This window comes from Anaerobacillus alkalilacustris (genome assembly GCF_001866005.1).
Classification (GTDB): domain Bacteria; phylum Bacillota; class Bacilli; order Bacillales; family Anaerobacillaceae; genus Anaerobacillus; species Anaerobacillus alkalilacustris.
Genome location: NZ_MLQR01000016.1, coordinates 41684 through 59720, shown reverse-complemented (window position 1 = coordinate 59720; position 18037 = coordinate 41684). Strand labels below are relative to the sequence as shown.

The following is an 18037-nucleotide window of genomic DNA, read 5'->3' as shown; positions in this document are numbered from 1 at the left end:
GTCAAAACTTTATCAGAAGGGGTAAACCCAATTGAATGAAGGTAAGATAGATGAAAATGTACCTGAGGTGAAGCTATTGAATAAAAGATTTGTAGTAGTTGATCTTGAAACTACAGGTAATAACCCGAAAAAAGGTGACAGAATTATTCAGGTTGGTGTTGTAGTTGTTGAACAAGGAAAGATAATAAATCAATTTTCAAGTTTTGTTAATCCAGAGATAAGTATTCCTTCATTTATACAACAATTTACAGGAATAACTAATGATATGGTAGTAGATGCACCACTGTTTAGTAGTATTGCACCTATTCTTATGGATTATTTAGATGGAGCATACTTTGTTGCACATAATGTTCCATTTGATTTATCTTTCTTACAAAATGAATTAGATATGTGCGGTTATAATACTTTTACTGGTCCGGTAATTGATACAGTAGAATTAGCGAGGTTACTAATGCCTACTGAGGAAAGCTTTAAGTTAAATCATTTAGCTACTAGTTTAAACTTTGTTCATGATCGCCCTCACCAAGCTGATAGTGACGCAGAAGCTACAGCAAGAATATTACTTTATTTACTCGAAAAACTTAAAGGGCTACCTCTGCTGACTATGCAAAGACTTAAACCGATTATTAAACGTTTTAATAGTGGTCTTGAAGATATATTACAAACGTATATTAATGAAAAATTAACGACTGCTGACCTAAAAGTTGATAATACTTTAGATGAATTCCGACAACTAGTTATTAAAAAGGCAAGTGAACCAACTAAAGATACAACTGTAAATGAAATTCCTTATTTTCATGACGAGGTTAATACCGTAGAAGAGCGACTTCAAGAAACAATGGAAGGTTTTGAAATCCGAAAAAGTCAAAAAGAGATGATGGATTCTATTGATCAGGCTCTTATGGAAAATCAACATTTACTTGTTGAAGCAGGAACCGGAACAGGGAAATCTTTGGCATATTTGTTACCAGGGTTGTTTTTTGCGAAAAAAAATGAAACTTCAATGGTAATTAGTACTCATACCGTACAGTTACAACAACAGCTTTTAGAAAGGGATATGAATATACTGAAAAATACTGTGCCATTTTCTTTTCGTTCCGCAGTATTAAAAGGTAGAAGTCATTATCTTTGTTTAAGAAAGTTCGAACAAAAGTTAAATGAACAGCTAGACCAAAACTACGATACATTACTCTCAAAAGGCCAAATCTTAGTTTGGTTAACAGAAACAAATGAAGGCGATGTCGAACAAATAAACTTGCCAAGTGGTGGAAGAGTGTTTTGGAATGAAATACAAAGTGAAGCCAAAACTTGTCTAGGGAAACATTGTCCTTGGTTTTCAAGGTGCTTTTATCATCGAGCAAGAAATAATGCTTACGGTGCTGATATTATTATTACTAATCACGCCCTCCTATTTACAGATATAACACAAGGCCATCAACTTTTACCTAGCTATAAACATATAATTATTGATGAAGCCCATCATATTGAAGAAGTTGCCAGTGACCATTTTGGTTCTAGTACCGATTATTTTTCATTTACGCACCTTTTCTCTAGATTAGGTACATTAGAGTCAAGCGACTTAATGCAGCAACTGTTTATGATGCAACAAGAAATTGGATTGAATTTAGATGATTACTTTGAAAAGCTTAATGAACTTATTTTAGATGTTAAATATGAATTAGATGATTGTTTTACGCAGATTCATTCGTTAGTAGTAAAACGAGTATCTGCTTCTAAAAATGAAATTGGACGTAAAAGTCTCCGTTTCTATCCTCATGAAATGAAAGGGAACGGATGGAAAGAAATACAAGAAGCGGTTGCTAGAGTACAAATGTACTTAAAGGATACCCTAAAACTTATGAAAAGAATCATTGATGAAATCTCTCTTAACGAGGAAGACCTAAATTTCCCTCAATCTGGATTATTCACTGCAATGAAAGGATTTTATACAAATTTTTCAGAGGAAGAGGGCATGCTAGAAGAGTTATTATTACATTATGATCCTAACTATGTTTATTGGATTGAAGTAGATGTAAGAGGAGCTAAAAATGCTACCTTTATTTATAACAAACCTATTGAAGTTTCCCAAATCCTTGCAGAAAACTTCTTCAGCAAAAAGCATAGTGTGATAATGACTAGTGCAACATTAACAGTAAAAAATTCGTTTGAATATCTTATTCATCGATTAGGATTAGAGGATTTTGGTCCATCAACAAAGATTATTGAGTCTCCTTTTTTGTATGAAAATCAGGTGCAGTTGATGGTACCAACGACGCTTCCTAATATTAAAGAAGTCGATGAAGATGAGTACATATATGAGATTGTCATGAGTATTTTAGATATTGCAAAAACGACAAAAGGAAGAATGTTAGTATTATTCACTTCCTATGATATGTTAAGAAAAGCCTATTATCAGTTAAAGGATTTTATTGTTAATGAGGAATTTGTCCTAATCGGCCAAGGAATTAGTAGTGGTAGTAGAGCGAAGTTAACCAAAAACTTTAAACAATTTGACCAAGCAATCCTGTTTGGGACAAGTAGTTTTTGGGAAGGGGTTGACATTCCTGGCGAAGACCTAAGTTGTCTAATAATCGTTCGATTGCCATTTTCTCCACCTGATAATCCTATATTTGAAGCGCGAAGTGAAAAGTTAAAAGAGTTAGGAAAGAGCCCGTTTATGGAGCTTTCTTTACCACAAGCTATCATACGTTTTAAGCAAGGGTTTGGTCGTTTAATACGTTCATCACATGATAGAGGGGTTGTGTTTGTATTTGACCGAAGAATAACTGGTACTAGGTATGGAAAATCATTTATACAGTCTTTACCACAAGTTCCGTTAAAAGAAAACACTTTACAGGAACTATTATATGACATAGAAAATTGGTTATAATGTAAAAGGTTTGAAAGAAGTTTTTTCGGAGTGATTAAATTGAAGAAAATTGTACTAATGGTTATTTTGGCAATGCTACTTGGTTTAGTTCCACAAACAATATATGCTGAAAAAGAAACTTTGGAGGTTGATCTGAATTTAGAAGATCAAGATTTAGCTTATACTTTCTTTGATTTATCCAACGGTGAAGCGACATTGTTGCAATCAGGAAAAGGCCAAAATATATTAATAGATACTGGGAGTATACAATCTCAAGAAGAGTTAGAAGAGCGATTAAAAATGTATCATGTTTCTATGATAGATACCGTAATCCTAACAAATCAAACGGAAGAATATACAGGTAATTTACAATGGATAATTAATAATTTTAATGTTGAAACTGTTATTGTTCCTGAAATAGTAAAGGAAAATTTTGTTAACCTTTATCACCTCCATGATAAAAAAGTGATTGGCTTAAAAAAAGGTGATAAATTTGAGTTACTCCCATTTTTAAATACCGACGTTATTTATGTTGAGGAGAGAGACATCGAAGATAAGGGTGCCCTTGTTCTTGTTCTTACTTTTGGAAAGCAAACGTTGCTGTATATGGGAATTGCTGATCAGCAAGTTGAAAAGCAATTAGTTGATAGTTATGCATTAAAGTCAACGATATTAAAGGTTGCAGATTTTGGAAGTGAGAAGGGTACTACTGAACCCTTTTTAGATGAAGTCGATCCTCAAGTAGCAATTTTGTTTAAAAAGAATGGTAGAGCAGTTAGTGAAATAGTATTAGAACGACTTCAAGAAACGTGGATAGAAATTTATCAAACGAACAGATTAGGTACAGTTTCAATCAAATGTCATAACGATGATTATGAAATTTTAACTGTACGCCCGAAGGAAGAGGAATTCTCTTTTGGTTTGGCGAACAATATTTCTAAATATATTAGAAATCATCATTAGTTAATGGATAAAGGAGAATAAATGAAACAGCTTTTTTATAACGGAATGATTGTTACAGGGAAAAAAGGCGAGATCTTAAAAAATGGTTACCTAATCGTAAATAACGGTAAGATTGAAAAAGTAGGATTAGATTTTGAATTTAAGGACACTGATGAATTTACAGAAAAGGTTCATTTAGGTGGAAAGTGGGTTCTGCCTGGTCTTATTAATACTCATGGTCATATAGGGAGCTGTCTGTTACGTGGAAATGGAGATGACCTTCCATTGCAAGAATGGTTACAATCGAAAATGTGGCCAATGGAAGCGAAATTTACAGAGAAAACTGTAAAAGCTGGTGCGTCTTTAGCGATCATTGAGATGTTAAAAAGTGGAACAACAACATTTTTAGAAATGTATCACCTTCATTTAGATATTATTGGCCAGCTAGTTGAAGATTCAGGTATTAGGTCTGTGATATCAAGAGGAATGATTGGACATTGTTCGATAGAAGAACAAGAAAAGAAACTAAGAGAAGCGTGTGACCTTAGTAAACGATTGCGTTCAATGGCAGGTGGAAGAATTACAACAATGTTAGCACCACACGCCCCGTATACTTGTCCACCTGAGTTTTTAAAAAGTGTTATTTATGAAGCGAAGAAGAAACAATTACCAATTCACATTCATCTTTCTGAAACAGAACAAGAAGTGAATGAACATATTCAAAAATATGGAAAGCGTCCAGTGGTTCATCTTGCAGAGTTAGGAATGTTTGATGTTCACACCTTAATTGCACATGGTGTTCATTTAGATGATGAAGAATTAAAACTTTTAGCTCATTTTGGTGTTGCAGTTTCTCATAACCCCACGAGCAATTTAAAGCTCGGTTCTGGAATTGCTGATGTACCTTCTATGTTGAATAAAAATATTTTAGTTTCAATTGGTACTGATAGTGCAGCGTCCAATAACAATTTAGATATGTTTCAAGAAATGAGAATGACGGCTCTTATTCATAAAGGAAATAAACAAGACCCTACAGTTGTTAATAGTGAAACAGCTTTATTAATGGCAACTCACAACGGGGGAAGAGCTTTAGCCATTGATGATATTGGGGCGATTGAAACAGATAAAGATGCTGATTTTATCATCGTTGATAGTAGTAGTCCACACTTACAACCGAGTGAACATCTTCTTTCTCATCTTGTATATTCGGCTTCAGGATCAGATGTAGAACAGGTTTATGTAAAGGGTAAATGTTTAGTACGTAATAAGGAATGTCTTACAATGGATGAGGAAAAAATTATTTATGAAGCAAATAGAGCTTTTAAAAGATTATTTTACTCCTAATGGGGTATTTAAATGATTGTAAAAAAAAGGCTAAACTCAAAAATGTAATATACATCGATAAAGTGGAAATTAGCATCGTAAAGATGTATCTATACATTTTGAGTAGCCTTTAGAAAAGGTTGTAGGTGTAGTTAGGAGGTTATTTTAAATCATTAAACGTAATAAAGGGATACTGTTACTTAATAACTAAGTAACTTTTAATTCTTTAAAGAACTTGGAAAGGATGTTTGCCTAAAGGAATACTTTAGTGTACTTTCAATTTTAGGCCGATTAGGGGAAGACAATGCATAGTTCTCTTTTTCCCTTTGATACCATTCACAAGTACTTAATTGAGAGCTAGTTTCTTTTGTTGGAGATACTTGCTTCACGCTCATTCCTCCTTTATTGAGCGGTATTTATATTATATCCTTTATGTACATACCTATGTTTAGTAATATTTTAATAAGTAGGAAGAAAGCTTTATAATAAGATAAGTATAGAAAAAATGCTTTATGAAGGGAGAATATTTAGTGAATAAAATTGATATAATATCTTCAGCGAAGGTGAATAAAACCCCCGACTTATATGAAATTGTTGGTGCGTGCAATCGAACACTTAAAGAGAGAGATTTGATGTTTGGTCTTGCTCTTGATGAAAAAAATAAAACAAAAATGGTATTTACCATATACGGTACATAAATTAGATGATGAGAAAAGCAATTATTTTTTTTCTTTTAATTTTTAGCATAATTATTATCTGGCAAGGTATACATTTATATTCTGTTATAAACAAGTCATTTCAATTAAGCGAAAAAGAAGCACTTCAATATATTGAAAGTAAGAATTTAGATTTAGTAGATATTTATGAAACATCTTTTTATAATGGGACAGAAAGTTACCAAGTAATAGTAGGTAAAAACTCAAGAGGTAAGGAAATTATTATCTGGGTAGCCGACACATTGGATACTCATTTTATTAGAAAAAAAGAAGATGGAATTTCCTATGAGCAAGTATTAAGTTTTATCGAATCCGAATTAAGTCCTGAAGAAACTATTAGTATAAAATTAGGGATTGAACAGTCAGTACCATTATATGAAATTATTTATAAAGATCAATCTAATCGTTTTTCATATTATTATATTAGCTTTAAGGATGGCAAGTATTTAAAACATTATCACTTAGGTCGTGAGTGAATTCCTTAATTACTAAAACCGTGGCGTCGATTAAATCTATTTTTAGTGGTGAGAATAAGGATTATTAAATTCAGTAATGTGAAGAAATATAATTATCTGAAAAAAGCTTGAAAGGACAGCTGAACACATTTATAGTTGAGATATAATGTTTTATAATCGATGATAAAAGTGCTCCTCGGATAATATAATAACTATAGAGTAATAACGAGAAAGCATAGACAGATAAGGGGATGAGAAAAATGAAATTAGCGAATCGAGTTGCAACGTTAACACCGTCTACAACACTTGCAATAACAGCTAAGGCAAAAGCTTTAAAAGCAGAAGGACATGATGTAATTGGTCTAGGTGCTGGAGAACCTGATTTTAATACTCCAGATTATATTATTGAAGCAGCGGTTAAATCAATGAGGGATGGGCATACCAAATATACTCCTTCAGGTGGATTACCAGCGTTAAAAACAAGTATTATTAAAAAGTTCCAAGATGATCAACAGCTTACATATTCACCAAAAGAAGTTATGGTGGCTAGTGGAGCTAAACATGCTCTTTATTTATTATTTCAAGCGATATTAAATCCTAAGGATGAGGTAATTATTCCTACACCATATTGGGTGAGCTATCCAGAACAAGTAAAGCTTGCTGAAGGTACTCCAGTCTATGTAGAAGGTATGGAGTCAAATAACTTTAAGATAACTAAAGAACAACTAGAAGCGACAATTACTGATAAAACTAAGGCGTTTATTTTAAACTCACCGAGTAACCCAACAGGTTCTCTTTATACAGAGGAAGAATTAAAAGAACTAGGTGAAGTTTGTTTGAAGCACGATATTATTATTGTTTCCGATGAAATTTATGAAAAATTAGTATATGGCGATGCTAAGCATATTTCGATTGCCCAGCTTTCTGATGAATTAAAAAAACAAACGATTATTATTAATGGTGTTTCAAAATCACATTCAATGACAGGGTGGCGTATCGGATATGCAGCTGGTGATGCAGAGATTATCAATTGTATGACAGACTTAGCTAGTCACAGTACATCGAATCCAACTTCAATGGCACAATTTGGTACGATTGCAGCTTATGATGTAAATAGTGACTTTGTTGAAAAAATGCGAGTAGCATTTGAAGAGCGTTTAAACGTTGTTTATGAACAATTAATAAAAATTCCTGGTGTTACGTGCGTAAAACCTAAAGGAGCTTTTTATTTATTCCCTAATGTTAAAGAAGCTGTTAAGTTAAATGGCTTTGATAATGTTGATGATTGGGTAACAAAGCTATTAGAAGTGGAAAAAGTTGCTTTAGTTCCTGGCTCAGGGTTTGGCGCACCTGATAATGTTCGCTTGTCTTATGCGACTTCATTAGATCAAATTCAAGAGGCATTAACAAGAGTTGAACGATTTGTAAAAAATAATATGAAGGCTTAAAATCACCTTTCCCTCCATACGTTGACTTCTATTTTTAAAGAGATGTATAATGGTAAAAGTCAGTAATGACTAGTTATACATAGAGATAGAAACAACATTTATGGAGGGAAAATTTGTGAAAACGACTATTTCTCAGGTTGGAAATTATTTAGATAAAGAGGTCACCATTGGAGGCTGGCTAGCCAATAAGCGCTCAAGTGGAAAAATTGCATTTTTACAATTACGTGACGGAACAGGTTTTATTCAAGGTGTTGTCGTTAAAGCAGATGTAGGTGAAGAGGTCTTTACTGTTGCTAAAAACATGACACAAGAATCGTCACTCTATGTGAAAGGAATTGTTCGTGTCGATGAAAGGGCTCCTTCGGGATATGAGTTAACGGTGACAGGTTTAGAAATTATTCATGAAGCTGTTGATTACCCAATCACACCTAAAGAGCATGGAACAGAATTTTTAATGGATCATCGCCATTTATGGCTTCGTTCTAAACGACAACATGCCGTTATGAAAATTCGAAACGAATTAATTCGTGCTACATATGAATTTTTTAATGATAATGGTTTTGTTAAGGTAGATCCACCAATATTAACTGGAAGTTCTGCAGAAGGAACAACTAACCTTTTCCATACGAAGTACTTCGATGAGGATGCTTATTTATCACAAAGTGGGCAATTATATATGGAAGCAGCTGCTATGGCGTTAGGAAAAGTATTTTCATTTGGTCCTACTTTTCGTGCTGAAAAATCCAAAACACGTAGACACCTAATTGAGTTTTGGATGATTGAACCTGAAATGGCGTTTATTGATCATGAGGAAAATCTTAAGGTTCAAGAACAATATGTTTCTTATATGGTTCAATCGGTCTTGAAAAATTGCCAACTAGAATTAAAAGCATTAGGTAGAGATACCTCTAAGCTAGAAAAGATTGTTGCACCATTTCCAAGGATTACTTATGATGATGCTATTAAATTCTTACAGGAAAATGGTCATGAAATAGAGTGGGGAGAAGATTTTGGTGCTCCACATGAAACTGCTATAGCAGAAAGTTTTGATAAGCCAGTTTTTATCACGCATTACCCTTCTGTGATTAAGGCATTCTATATGAAACCGGATCCAAATCGTTCAGAAGTTGTTCTATGTGCAGATTTAATTGCTCCTGAAGGGTACGGTGAAATTATCGGTGGTAGTCAGCGTATTGATGATATGGAATTATTGAAAAAACGTTATGCAGAACATAACTTATCAGAAGAAGCATATAAATGGTATTTAGATTTACGAAGGTATGGTTCGGTACCACACTCAGGTTTTGGCTTAGGGTTAGAAAGAACAGTGGCTTGGGTTTGTGGTTTAGAGCATGTACGCGAAACAATTCCGTTTCCACGTCTGTTGAATCGATTATATCCTTAAGGACAATGATAAAAACCCCGATCATCGGGGTTTTTTATTTCTAATAAATAGTTTATAAATTGTCAAGGTGGTACTAACACTAAGGTATCGCTTAAATCGCATAACGATAAGTTCAAGTAAGAACATGATATAATTGTATTTGAGGTGTATGAAATGGATCGAAGTATAATGGTAAAATGGATTAATGAGGGAAATGTTTCGATCCCAATTAGATTAATCCAGGATTATAAAAAGTTGGGTTTAAATGAAAGTGAAGTAATGCTTTTAATTCATTTCCATTCCTTTATCCAACGAGGGAATAGTTTTCCAACTCCACAGCTAATAGCAAGTCAAATGAGTCTTTCGGAAACAGAATGTCTTTCGGTATTACAAAGCTTATTGAAAAGAGGTTTTCTAGAACTTACTGAACAAAGTGATGAAAATAATATATTTTATGAAGCATTCACTTTATCTCCTTTATGGGACAAGCTCGTTACTTTAGCTTTAGAAGAAAACTTAGAAGAGACAACTCAAGATAATTATGAAGAAGAACAATCATTATATCATTTATTTGAGTCGGAATTTGGCCGGCCATTATCACCGATGGAATGTGAACTAATTACAATGTGGTTAGACCAAGATAACTACAACCCAGGTTTAATAAAAGCTGCACTTATGGAAGGCGTCGTTTCAGGTAAGAGAAATTTACGTTATATTGACCGTATATTAATTGAATGGAATAAAAATGGCGTTAAAACAGTTCAAGAAGCAAAAGAATATGGACAGAAATTTCGGCAACACCAATACAAATCAACTCCACAAAAACAAACAGAACAAAAGAAATTTCCAACGTATAATTGGTTAAAAAATTAAATGCGTTATTGAATAGGGAACATAACGGTAATAAAAAGAGAGGTTGTAAATAATGAGCTTTGGTGGTAACCATATTAAGTAACTAATAAATAAAGTATTGCTAATTAGGAGGGGGTAAACATTCTTACAATAAAACAAATTACGGAAGAAGTATTAGTTGAAATGGAGAAGATGTTCCCAGATGCTCATTGTGAGTTAAATCATGATAATCCATTTGAGTTAACAATTGCAGTTTTACTATCAGCCCAGTGTACCGATGTACTGGTAAATAAAGTTACAAAAGAATTATTTAAAAAATATAAAAAGCCAGAGGACTATTTGGCAGTACCGCTTGAAGAATTAGAACAAGATATTAGGTCAATAGGATTATATCGTACAAAAGCCAAAAACATAAAAAAACTTTGCCAATCATTGATAGAGGATTTCCGAGGAGAAGTGCCTAGGGAGCGAGATGAACTAGTTCGCTTGGCTGGTGTAGGACGTAAAACTGCTAATGTAGTTACGTCTGTTGCATTTAACGTTCCTGCTATTGCGGTAGATACACATGTAGAGAGGGTAAGCAAACGCCTAGGTATTTGTAAATGGAAAGATTCTGTTTTAGAAGTAGAAAAAACCTTAATGCGTAAAATACCAGAACATTTATGGTCCGATACACATCACCGCTTAATCTTCTTTGGAAGATATCATTGTAAAGCACAGTCACCTCAATGTGAAATTTGTCCTTTGCTATATTTGTGCAGAGAAGGGAAAAAGCGGATGAAAAAGGAAGAGTGAAAATGAAAGAAATAAAAATGCCTGAAGAATTTATTTTATCTCCGTTTTTTGAAATTGGAGATACAATTTTTTTTGGAAGTGAAAGTTCCTTTGAAGAATTGATAAATAAACAACCACTCTATTTTGATATACTTTATAGGAAACAAAAAAATACAATAAAGCCTTGGGAAGATAAGAATACTTATATTCCGATTTTGTTAGAAATCTGGAAGTCGGAAAAACCTATTATTACTAACTACTTTAGTGAACGTAAAAGAAAAGAAGCAATGGAACCAATGAAACTAATGATCATGAATTTTATTGCTTTCCTATTTTGGCTTAACGATAAACCTGTACCTGAATTAAAGAATATTACGCCTCACATAAATCTTTTAAATACAAAGCCTGTGAATGCAGTTGAGAGAATAGCATATGTATTATCGGTACCAAATCATCATCATGCTTTTACTCAGCTTGATCAACTTTATATTGAGTTAAATAAAAAATATGCAGTCATAAAATTAAAGTCAGTTTAGAAAAAAATGCTAGTCAAATCGAACTATTTAAAAGATACAAAAAAGGATGACTTATCAAGCAAATAGTAGCTTTTGATAAGTCATCCTTTTTATTTTTTACTCTAATCATTGAAACTTAATCAAACTGATTTGGACTTAAGGGTCATAGACCTCCACCTCTAAGCGTAGCTTAGGTGGGAACTTCCATTCAGTTGGAGTTGATACTCCATCTGAATTTCTATGTGTTCTAGCGAAGCTAGAACGAGTTGTCTCAAGTTCCATTTGTATCTTCACTTTGTTGTTCTACGATTTCTTCTGTTTGCTCGCTGTTATTTTCTTCTTCTGGTTTCTCATCATCTTCTTGTACTTCATCTTCAACTTCTAGATCTTCAACAGGATCAGGTATTTCAATAGGTGGTGGCGTTTCTTCAACCACTTCTTCAATTTCCTTTTTAGGGGTTGTTATAGAAATTTCTATCGGATCGCTTCTTAATTTATTATTATCTTTTGATACGGCACTTAATCTAAACCTGTAAGTTGAATCCTCATTTGGATTTTTAATAATGTGCTGCAGGTCATTAGTTGAAGAAATTAATGAGAATGAACCACCATTAATTGATACTTCAAGTTCAAATTTATGATTTGCTCTGTCTTCGCTAGGGTAGACCCAGGATAAGATAATTTGAGCCGAATCTTCTTGGTACGCTCCCATAAAGTCTCTAGGAGCAACTGGTTTAGCAAATCGTTCTGATACTTTGGATGGTTCCGTACCTTTGACAAAATATTCATAAATAATTTGATCTCTAGGAGTATGAGCACTCGGTAAGAGCCCTGTTCCTCTTTCAAGTCCAACTTTTACTACTGAGTTTGGTTGTTTAAAATCAGGAGTTTCGTTTCCTTTTGATATTTCTGTCATTACTTTTTTAAAGAGATCTTTAGCTATATGTTCACTATGACCATCATACTTAATATAACCCTCTTCGGGAGTGTTATATCCAGTCCAAACAGCAATCGAGTAATTAGTTGTATATCCGGCAAACCATATATCTTTAGCTCCACTTGTTATATTAAATCGCTGTTTTTCTTGTTCACTAAAATTTGAGGTACCTGTCTTACCTGCCATTGGTAAGGAATCAACTCTTGCTCGAACACCTGTACCACCAGGTGCTACAGCCGATTTTAACATGTCTGTAATCATAAAGGCTGTATAGTCACTCATAGCCATATGGGATTTTGGTGTTAGATCAATTGTACGCCCATCTGGAAATACGACTTTTCTGACGGTGTGAGGCTTATTATAAACTCCTTCATTGCCAAAAGCTGAATAGGCACCAGCAAGCTCTAAAGTTGAAATTCCGGTAGTGAATCCACCAAGGGAATAGGGTTCTTCAATTGTATCTAAAGGTATACCTAATCCTTTTCCAAATTCTGCAGCAGTTTCTTTACCAACTGCTTGAAATGCTTTTACGGCCGGAATGTTTAATGATCTCAACAAAGCATGTCTCATTGATACGTTACCAGCATATTGGTTATTAAAGTTACGAATTGGAACACCGTTTGTATATTGATGTGGTTCATCTTTAATCTGATGATAGGTCGACCATTTAAGATGTTCAATAGCAGGTCCATAATCTAAAATAGGTTTAATCGTTGAACCAGGCTGACGTTTAGGGTCTGTTGCCCAGTTATATCCTCTTTTTACGACCTCTTTTTGTCTACCACCACCAATAGCTTTTATTTCTCCAGTTTTTGTATCAACTACTGTTAATCCAGCTTGGAAAAACTCATCAGGAAAATTGATTTGGTCCTCCGATTGTAGAAGGTTATCAACAAATCTTTGTGCATCTTGATCAATTGTTGTATATATGGTTAAACCACCTGTATAAATATCAGTTGAGGTAATTCCATCTATTGCCTCTACTTCTTTCAATACTTGATCTAAGAATGCCCGGTATGGGTAAGGTTCTTTTTCTGAACGTTTTAGTTGATCTTCTACGCGGATCTCTCTGGCCTTTGTAGCTTCTTCAGAACTTATCTTTCCATAACGCTCCATTAGTGAAATAACAACATTTCTTCTTTTTTCAGCTTCCTCTGGATTTTTAAATGGATTAAAGAAATTCGGTCGTTGTGGAATTCCTGCTAATAATGCAACGTCTTGAACTTCTAATTCATCTAATGTCTTACTAAAGTATCGTTCTGCTGCTTCAACGACTCCATAAGCACCTTCAGAAAAATAAATTGCATTTAAATACATTTCTAAAATTTGGTCTTTGGAATATTTTTGTTCTAATTTAATTGCTAAATATTGTTCTTGGATTTTTCTTGTTATCCTTTTTTCACTACTTAAATATAAATTTTTCACAACCTGCTGTGTAATTGTACTAGCACCTTCTGCTCCAAATCCACCTGTTACGTTTGCTCGTACCGCTCCACCAATACGTCTTAAATCAAGTCCAAAGTGTTCTCGGAACCGAATATCCTCCACTGAGATAAAAGCATTTTCTAGTAGCGGAGGGATTTCATCTATCGTAGCTAAACGCCTGTTTTCAACTGCAGTTAAAGTTGTAAACAACTCATCATTTTGATCAAGGATTGCAGGGTTTTGTGCAAGTGTTAATTTTTCTGGGTCAAGTGGTGGTGCATCTTTAATCATTGAAAAGATCGTTATTGAACCACCGATTAGTAGCACACCAAATAAAACAGCCAAACTAAGTCCAATTTTTTTCAATACTAATTTTTTTGGAGAACTATCTTTTTTCTTTTTTTCAGATTCTTTTTGTTTACGACGACCTTGCCTTGTGCGAATATCTTCTGACATGATCCATCTTCCTTTCAGTTAATTAGCAAAAAACAAATGCCGCTTTTTATTAGCGGTTATGCTTCTACACTCTTAAATATTTATAAAGTAGACCTCACGATGAAAATCATGAGCTCGTATTTAACTTATTAATGTCTACATATTAAAAATATACATCTTTAACTATACGTAAATAATCAACCCTTGGGTGAAACCCAAGCGGAACAAGAAACCCTAGGTCTTCAATTTCTTTCTTAGGAATTGATTTCCTACCACTTTCTTGATTACTCCAGTAAGTACATAGGTGCTTTGCATCAAGTAGGTATACTTCATCACTTATTGAGAAGCGTAATAGTGCAAAGCATACACCGTTTTGACTTAAGACTTGTCTCATATGATCTATTTGATGTTTATGAAAGTTCTTTAACGGAAATGACGATTTATTTTTTGTTTCTTTTGCCTCAAAATCAATATATTTCCCTTGAAAAACACCATTATAATCTGTAGTCGATGCTTGTTGGAAATATGCCTCTTTTATGATTGCAGCACTCCGTTTTGGATAGTCTACTTTAACAACCTGCAATGGAGTAGGTTTTTTATGAATAACAGCGAGACCATTTGCTAAATAATATTCGTTAGAAATATTAATATCTTCTTCTAAGCTCATTCCGCGATTTCCATACGAGGAGGTCGCATTAGTATTTCTTTTTTTTGATGTCCCCGTTGCTTTTGGAGGAATATAGGCTTTACCGTTTGGATATCGTAATGACATTTGAAATACCCCTTATTTTAACTTTATTACATCACTAGATCATACCATAATTTAGATTAATTGAATAGTTATAACTGTATTTGTAAGTAATGATAATGAGTGATAGGTGAATAGTAAAGAGTTTGGAGTTTTAAAAAAGGTGTGAGCATATGAGTTCAAAATTAGATGACGATAACTTATTAAAAGCAATAAAAGAAAAAGTGCAAAAAGGAAACTTGCATAATATTTCACGTACCGAATTTTATGAACAGTTTTACAGTGAAAATAAAGAAATTATTTGGGGGTATTTAGCTAGTAGTGTTTCGAGAAATGCAGGATGGAATATGACAGACCTAGAAGGAGATCTTTTTAAAGATTTGCTTCCAAAAGCTTATAGAGAACTATTGTATTTAACGTATGAGAGAGCAAATTGGCTCATCTTTTTAGATGCCTTTCCGCAATTACTTCTTTATAAAGCATCAAAACAAAAAGGGCGGCCGTTATTTTACTTATTAAAGTATTTTCACGTTTCTAACTTTATGGAAAAAGAATGGAATAGATTTTGGTTAGAAAGAGATATTTGGCGATTATGTACAGCACTCATTATTAATGAACAACATGTAATCCAAAAACCTGTAATAGAGGATCCGTTTTTTCATGATAAGATTTTTGGGAGCCTGCCATTTGTGATTGAGGACCGTATGCATTTTAGTACTGTCATTTTTCCTACTCTAGAAGGAAAACTGTATGGATATTCTGTACATGGATTTAAAAAGGTACAGAAAAGAATTGAACTTGGTAAACGTTTGGCTTGGATTTTGTTCTTTTCTAATGAACGAAACCAAATAAGGGATTTTGCTTCCAAGGTAGAGCACACTGGTTCTAGATATGATTATGAACAATTTGTTTCGAGAATTAAAGGAAAGAGAACGCCAAATTTAAAGGATACTTTTCCAATTATCGCTCACCACCGACGACCTTCTTCTGATTGGTATATCCAAAAAGATACTCGAACAATCAACCTTTATTTTCAAAAAACAAAAGTAATTGAAAAATATGATTTATCAAAATGGTATTATAAGAAGCAATCTCAACTAGAAGTAGCGCTAAAAATAGAGCAAAAATTATTAAATATGCTTCCGCTTTTAAAGGGCAATAGATACTTAAAATAGATGTTGATATAGAAAATTTATATAAAAAGGGTTAGACTCAAACGAAATAATGACGTTTAAGTCTAACCCATTCTTTTTAGTCCTTATAAGGTGAACGCCAACTCAAAACTAAGAAATATAAAGTTTAGTTGTTGGGATCCTTTGAAAGTCTGATAAGTTTAATCATTTGGCATTAAAAGAACTACAAAAATTGAATTTAGCCTTATGTCGAAGGACGGTCAGGCCCTTCTAATTTCTTATCACCATAGCCTGGAGTACGATCAACTTTTTGTTGTTGTTTGTTCTTACCTTCTTTACTCATTTGCTCTTTACTGCGATTTTCCATTTGTTTTTCACTTCCTTATTTAAATAATGTTGAATTTCAATAATAGTTTAAACAAATTGTAGAAATTTCATGTAGAGAAATTAATTTTGGCATATTTACACTTTCTTTGCCGAACGAAAACTAGTTTTGTCAAGGGTGAAGGGATTAATAAAAATAAAAAGAAATACGTATATAACATTAGCGGCGAAAGGGGTAGATTTGATGGACAAGTTACTGAAAAAAACGAAAGTAGTTTCTGAAGAATTAGGTGTAAACCCTACGACGGTACAGAGATGGATTAAATACTTTAATATTCCTTGTGTAACTAACGATCAAGGTCATTATTTAATAGCTCCAGAAGAGTTTGAAATTCTCCGTTCTATAAAAGATAAATTAAATCAAGGATTAACAATGAAAGATATCTTAGAAAGTGATAATACAATGCAAGAAGGGTTTATAAAGAATGGGAAGAAAGAAGAGATGCTGTCGGCAAACGTAATTGAAGAAAGACTCGAGCAACTTATGATCCATATTGAACAGCTTGAGAGAAAGCTTTCAGTTAAAGCTGATGAAGTGGTAGAATATCAAGTGTTACAACATCGTTCAGAGTTAGATAATTTATTTACAATGATAAAAAGAATTGAGGATAGAATGAGTAAAATGGAACAACGGTTAACACCAGTCTTAGATCAACAGAAAGTAGTAGGGGGTATAGAACACGAACTACCGGAAAAACTTAATAAACCCAAAAAAAGTAAACTGATGAGAATTTTTTCGTTTTAAATAAATGCAGAAAAACTAAGGCAAGGGGCCTTAGTTTTTTATTGCAATATCAGAATTTTAAATTTCTAACTTGAAACCTGTCTAGCGCAAGCAGCTTACAAGCTCGGTCACTTCAGTAAAGCAACTGATTTCAATACTTACATGAAATACATCTCTGAATGCCCTTCATATAACAATTGCTCTTGCGGTTACTCGTCGCAGATAAAACCAACACTGCTTCGAGAAACCTACTTCACAGCTACGCTAGAAGACGGAAAAACACAATAATGTTACGTTTAAAGTTTAACGCTTATGCATTTCTTATTGAGCTGGTGGTGTGAAGGTTCGTCCTGCAAATTCAGTATCCATCATATAGAAGGCATTGCTGTCCTGTTCAATACGTTTCAGCTTTTGGATGATGTTATCAAAGCTCGCTTCTTCTTCAACCTGCTCTTCAATGAACCATTTTAAAAATGTCATTGTTGCATGTTCTCGCTCATTTAAAGCGATATCTGCAAGACTATATATACGTTTTGTCACTTCTTTTTCATGGGCTAAACCTTGTTTAAAAGTATCAAGAACAGATGAGAAATCATTATTTGGATCTTTCATTCCTTTAATTATTGCTTTATGACCTATATCATTAATGAAGTTGTAAAATTTCATTGCATGAAAGCGTTCCTCCTCAGCTTGTACTAAAAAGAAGTTAGCAAATCCATCAAGACTTTCTGATGAACAATAAGCCGCCATTGCTAGGTAAACATTTGCAGATTCAAATTCAAAATTCATTTGCTCATTTAATGCTGTAACTAATTTTTCACTTACCATTTAATACTCCCCTTTATATGTTTTGACAAGTATAACATAATTAGCTAATAAATACCGATATGAAAACCATAAAGCCTTGCCCAAAAAGGTAAGTAGTCAACAAATAGTATGAGTAAAAAAGAATAAAGTTATGACGTTTCCTCGT

The 18037-nt window shown here is 33.5% G+C and carries 17 protein-coding genes; 12 read left to right on the top strand and 5 right to left on the bottom strand.

The genetic code is table 11. The features are described 5' to 3' along the window. Positions 1-31: 31 nt before the first annotated feature. From dinG to BKP37_RS07265, 3 genes are read left to right on the top strand one after another with little or no spacing between them, the layout of a single operon-like run. Positions 32-2890: an ATP-dependent DNA helicase DinG gene (gene dinG / locus BKP37_RS07275; RefSeq protein WP_245712463.1), complete on the top strand. Its 2859-nt coding sequence runs from the start codon at positions 32-34 to the stop codon at positions 2888-2890. Positions 2891-2929: 39 nt separating this feature from the next. After that, positions 2930-3832, top strand: a complete 903-nt coding sequence (locus BKP37_RS07270; RefSeq protein ID WP_071308948.1) for a ComEC/Rec2 family competence protein — start codon at positions 2930-2932, stop codon at positions 3830-3832. A gap of 21 nt (positions 3833-3853) precedes the next feature. Then, complete coding sequence (locus tag BKP37_RS07265; protein ID WP_071308947.1) at positions 3854-5155, top strand: amidohydrolase; 1302 nt, start codon at positions 3854-3856, stop codon at positions 5153-5155. A gap of 197 nt (positions 5156-5352) precedes the next feature. Here BKP37_RS07265 and BKP37_RS19975 read toward each other — a convergent pair whose 3' ends face one another. Beyond that, positions 5353-5523: a hypothetical protein gene (locus tag BKP37_RS19975; protein WP_169823100.1), complete on the bottom strand. Its 171-nt coding sequence runs from the start codon at positions 5521-5523 to the stop codon at positions 5353-5355. A 141-nt stretch (positions 5524-5664) separates the two neighbouring features. Here BKP37_RS19975 and BKP37_RS07260 point away from each other — a divergent pair, with 141 nt between their 5' ends. The 7 genes from BKP37_RS07260 to BKP37_RS07230 all read left to right on the top strand — a co-directional run bounded on the left by BKP37_RS07260 (position 5665) and on the right by BKP37_RS07230 (position 11299). Next, the gene (locus BKP37_RS07260; RefSeq protein WP_425424979.1) at positions 5665-5832 is read left to right on the top strand and encodes a DUF4264 family protein; all 168 of its coding nucleotides are present in this window, start codon (positions 5665-5667) and stop codon (positions 5830-5832) included. Positions 5833-5837: 5 nt separating this feature from the next. Next, entirely contained in the window at positions 5838-6326 is a 489-nt protein-coding gene (locus tag BKP37_RS07255; RefSeq protein ID WP_071308945.1) for a cell wall elongation regulator TseB-like domain-containing protein, read from the top strand. A gap of 239 nt (positions 6327-6565) precedes the next feature. Continuing rightward, positions 6566-7753, top strand: a complete 1188-nt coding sequence (locus tag BKP37_RS07250) for a pyridoxal phosphate-dependent aminotransferase (RefSeq protein WP_071308944.1) — start codon at positions 6566-6568, stop codon at positions 7751-7753. Between the two features lie 115 nt (positions 7754-7868). Continuing rightward, positions 7869-9158: an asparagine--tRNA ligase gene (gene asnS / locus BKP37_RS07245; protein ID WP_071308943.1), complete on the top strand. Its 1290-nt coding sequence runs from the start codon at positions 7869-7871 to the stop codon at positions 9156-9158. 153 nt (positions 9159-9311) lie between these two features. After that, entirely contained in the window at positions 9312-10010 is a 699-nt protein-coding gene (locus BKP37_RS07240; protein WP_071308942.1) for a DnaD domain-containing protein, read from the top strand. 120 nt (positions 10011-10130) lie between these two features. Further along, positions 10131-10784, top strand: coding sequence for an endonuclease III (gene nth / locus BKP37_RS07235; RefSeq protein WP_084034584.1), 654 nt, complete (start codon positions 10131-10133; stop codon positions 10782-10784). Positions 10785-10786: 2 nt separating this feature from the next. Then, positions 10787-11299: a YpoC family protein gene (locus BKP37_RS07230; RefSeq protein ID WP_071308940.1), complete on the top strand. Its 513-nt coding sequence runs from the start codon at positions 10787-10789 to the stop codon at positions 11297-11299. A gap of 250 nt (positions 11300-11549) precedes the next feature. Here the strand turns inward: BKP37_RS07230 and BKP37_RS07225 are convergent, their stop codons facing one another. After that, the gene (locus BKP37_RS07225; protein ID WP_071308939.1) at positions 11550-14096 is read right to left on the bottom strand and encodes a penicillin-binding protein 1A; all 2547 of its coding nucleotides are present in this window, start codon (positions 14094-14096) and stop codon (positions 11550-11552) included. 142 nt (positions 14097-14238) lie between these two features. After that, complete coding sequence (recU, locus tag BKP37_RS07220) at positions 14239-14847, bottom strand: Holliday junction resolvase RecU (protein ID WP_071308938.1); 609 nt, start codon at positions 14845-14847, stop codon at positions 14239-14241. Positions 14848-14996: 149 nt separating this feature from the next. Here recU and BKP37_RS07215 point away from each other — a divergent pair, with 149 nt between their 5' ends. Continuing rightward, the gene (locus BKP37_RS07215; protein WP_071308937.1) at positions 14997-15998 is read left to right on the top strand and encodes a DUF2515 family protein; all 1002 of its coding nucleotides are present in this window, start codon (positions 14997-14999) and stop codon (positions 15996-15998) included. A 202-nt stretch (positions 15999-16200) separates the two neighbouring features. On the opposite strand, the gene BKP37_RS20680 is transcribed toward BKP37_RS07215, so the two are convergent. Beyond that, entirely contained in the window at positions 16201-16323 is a 123-nt protein-coding gene (locus BKP37_RS20680; RefSeq protein ID WP_281243013.1) for a hypothetical protein, read from the bottom strand. A 201-nt stretch (positions 16324-16524) separates the two neighbouring features. Between BKP37_RS20680 and racA the strand changes: the two genes are divergently transcribed. Further along, positions 16525-17085: a chromosome-anchoring protein RacA gene (gene racA, locus BKP37_RS07210; RefSeq protein ID WP_071308936.1), complete on the top strand. Its 561-nt coding sequence runs from the start codon at positions 16525-16527 to the stop codon at positions 17083-17085. Positions 17086-17385: 300 nt separating this feature from the next. On the opposite strand, the gene BKP37_RS07205 is transcribed toward racA, so the two are convergent. Then, entirely contained in the window at positions 17386-17892 is a 507-nt protein-coding gene (locus BKP37_RS07205) for a ferritin (protein ID WP_071308935.1), read from the bottom strand. Positions 17893-18037 lie beyond the last annotated feature (145 nt).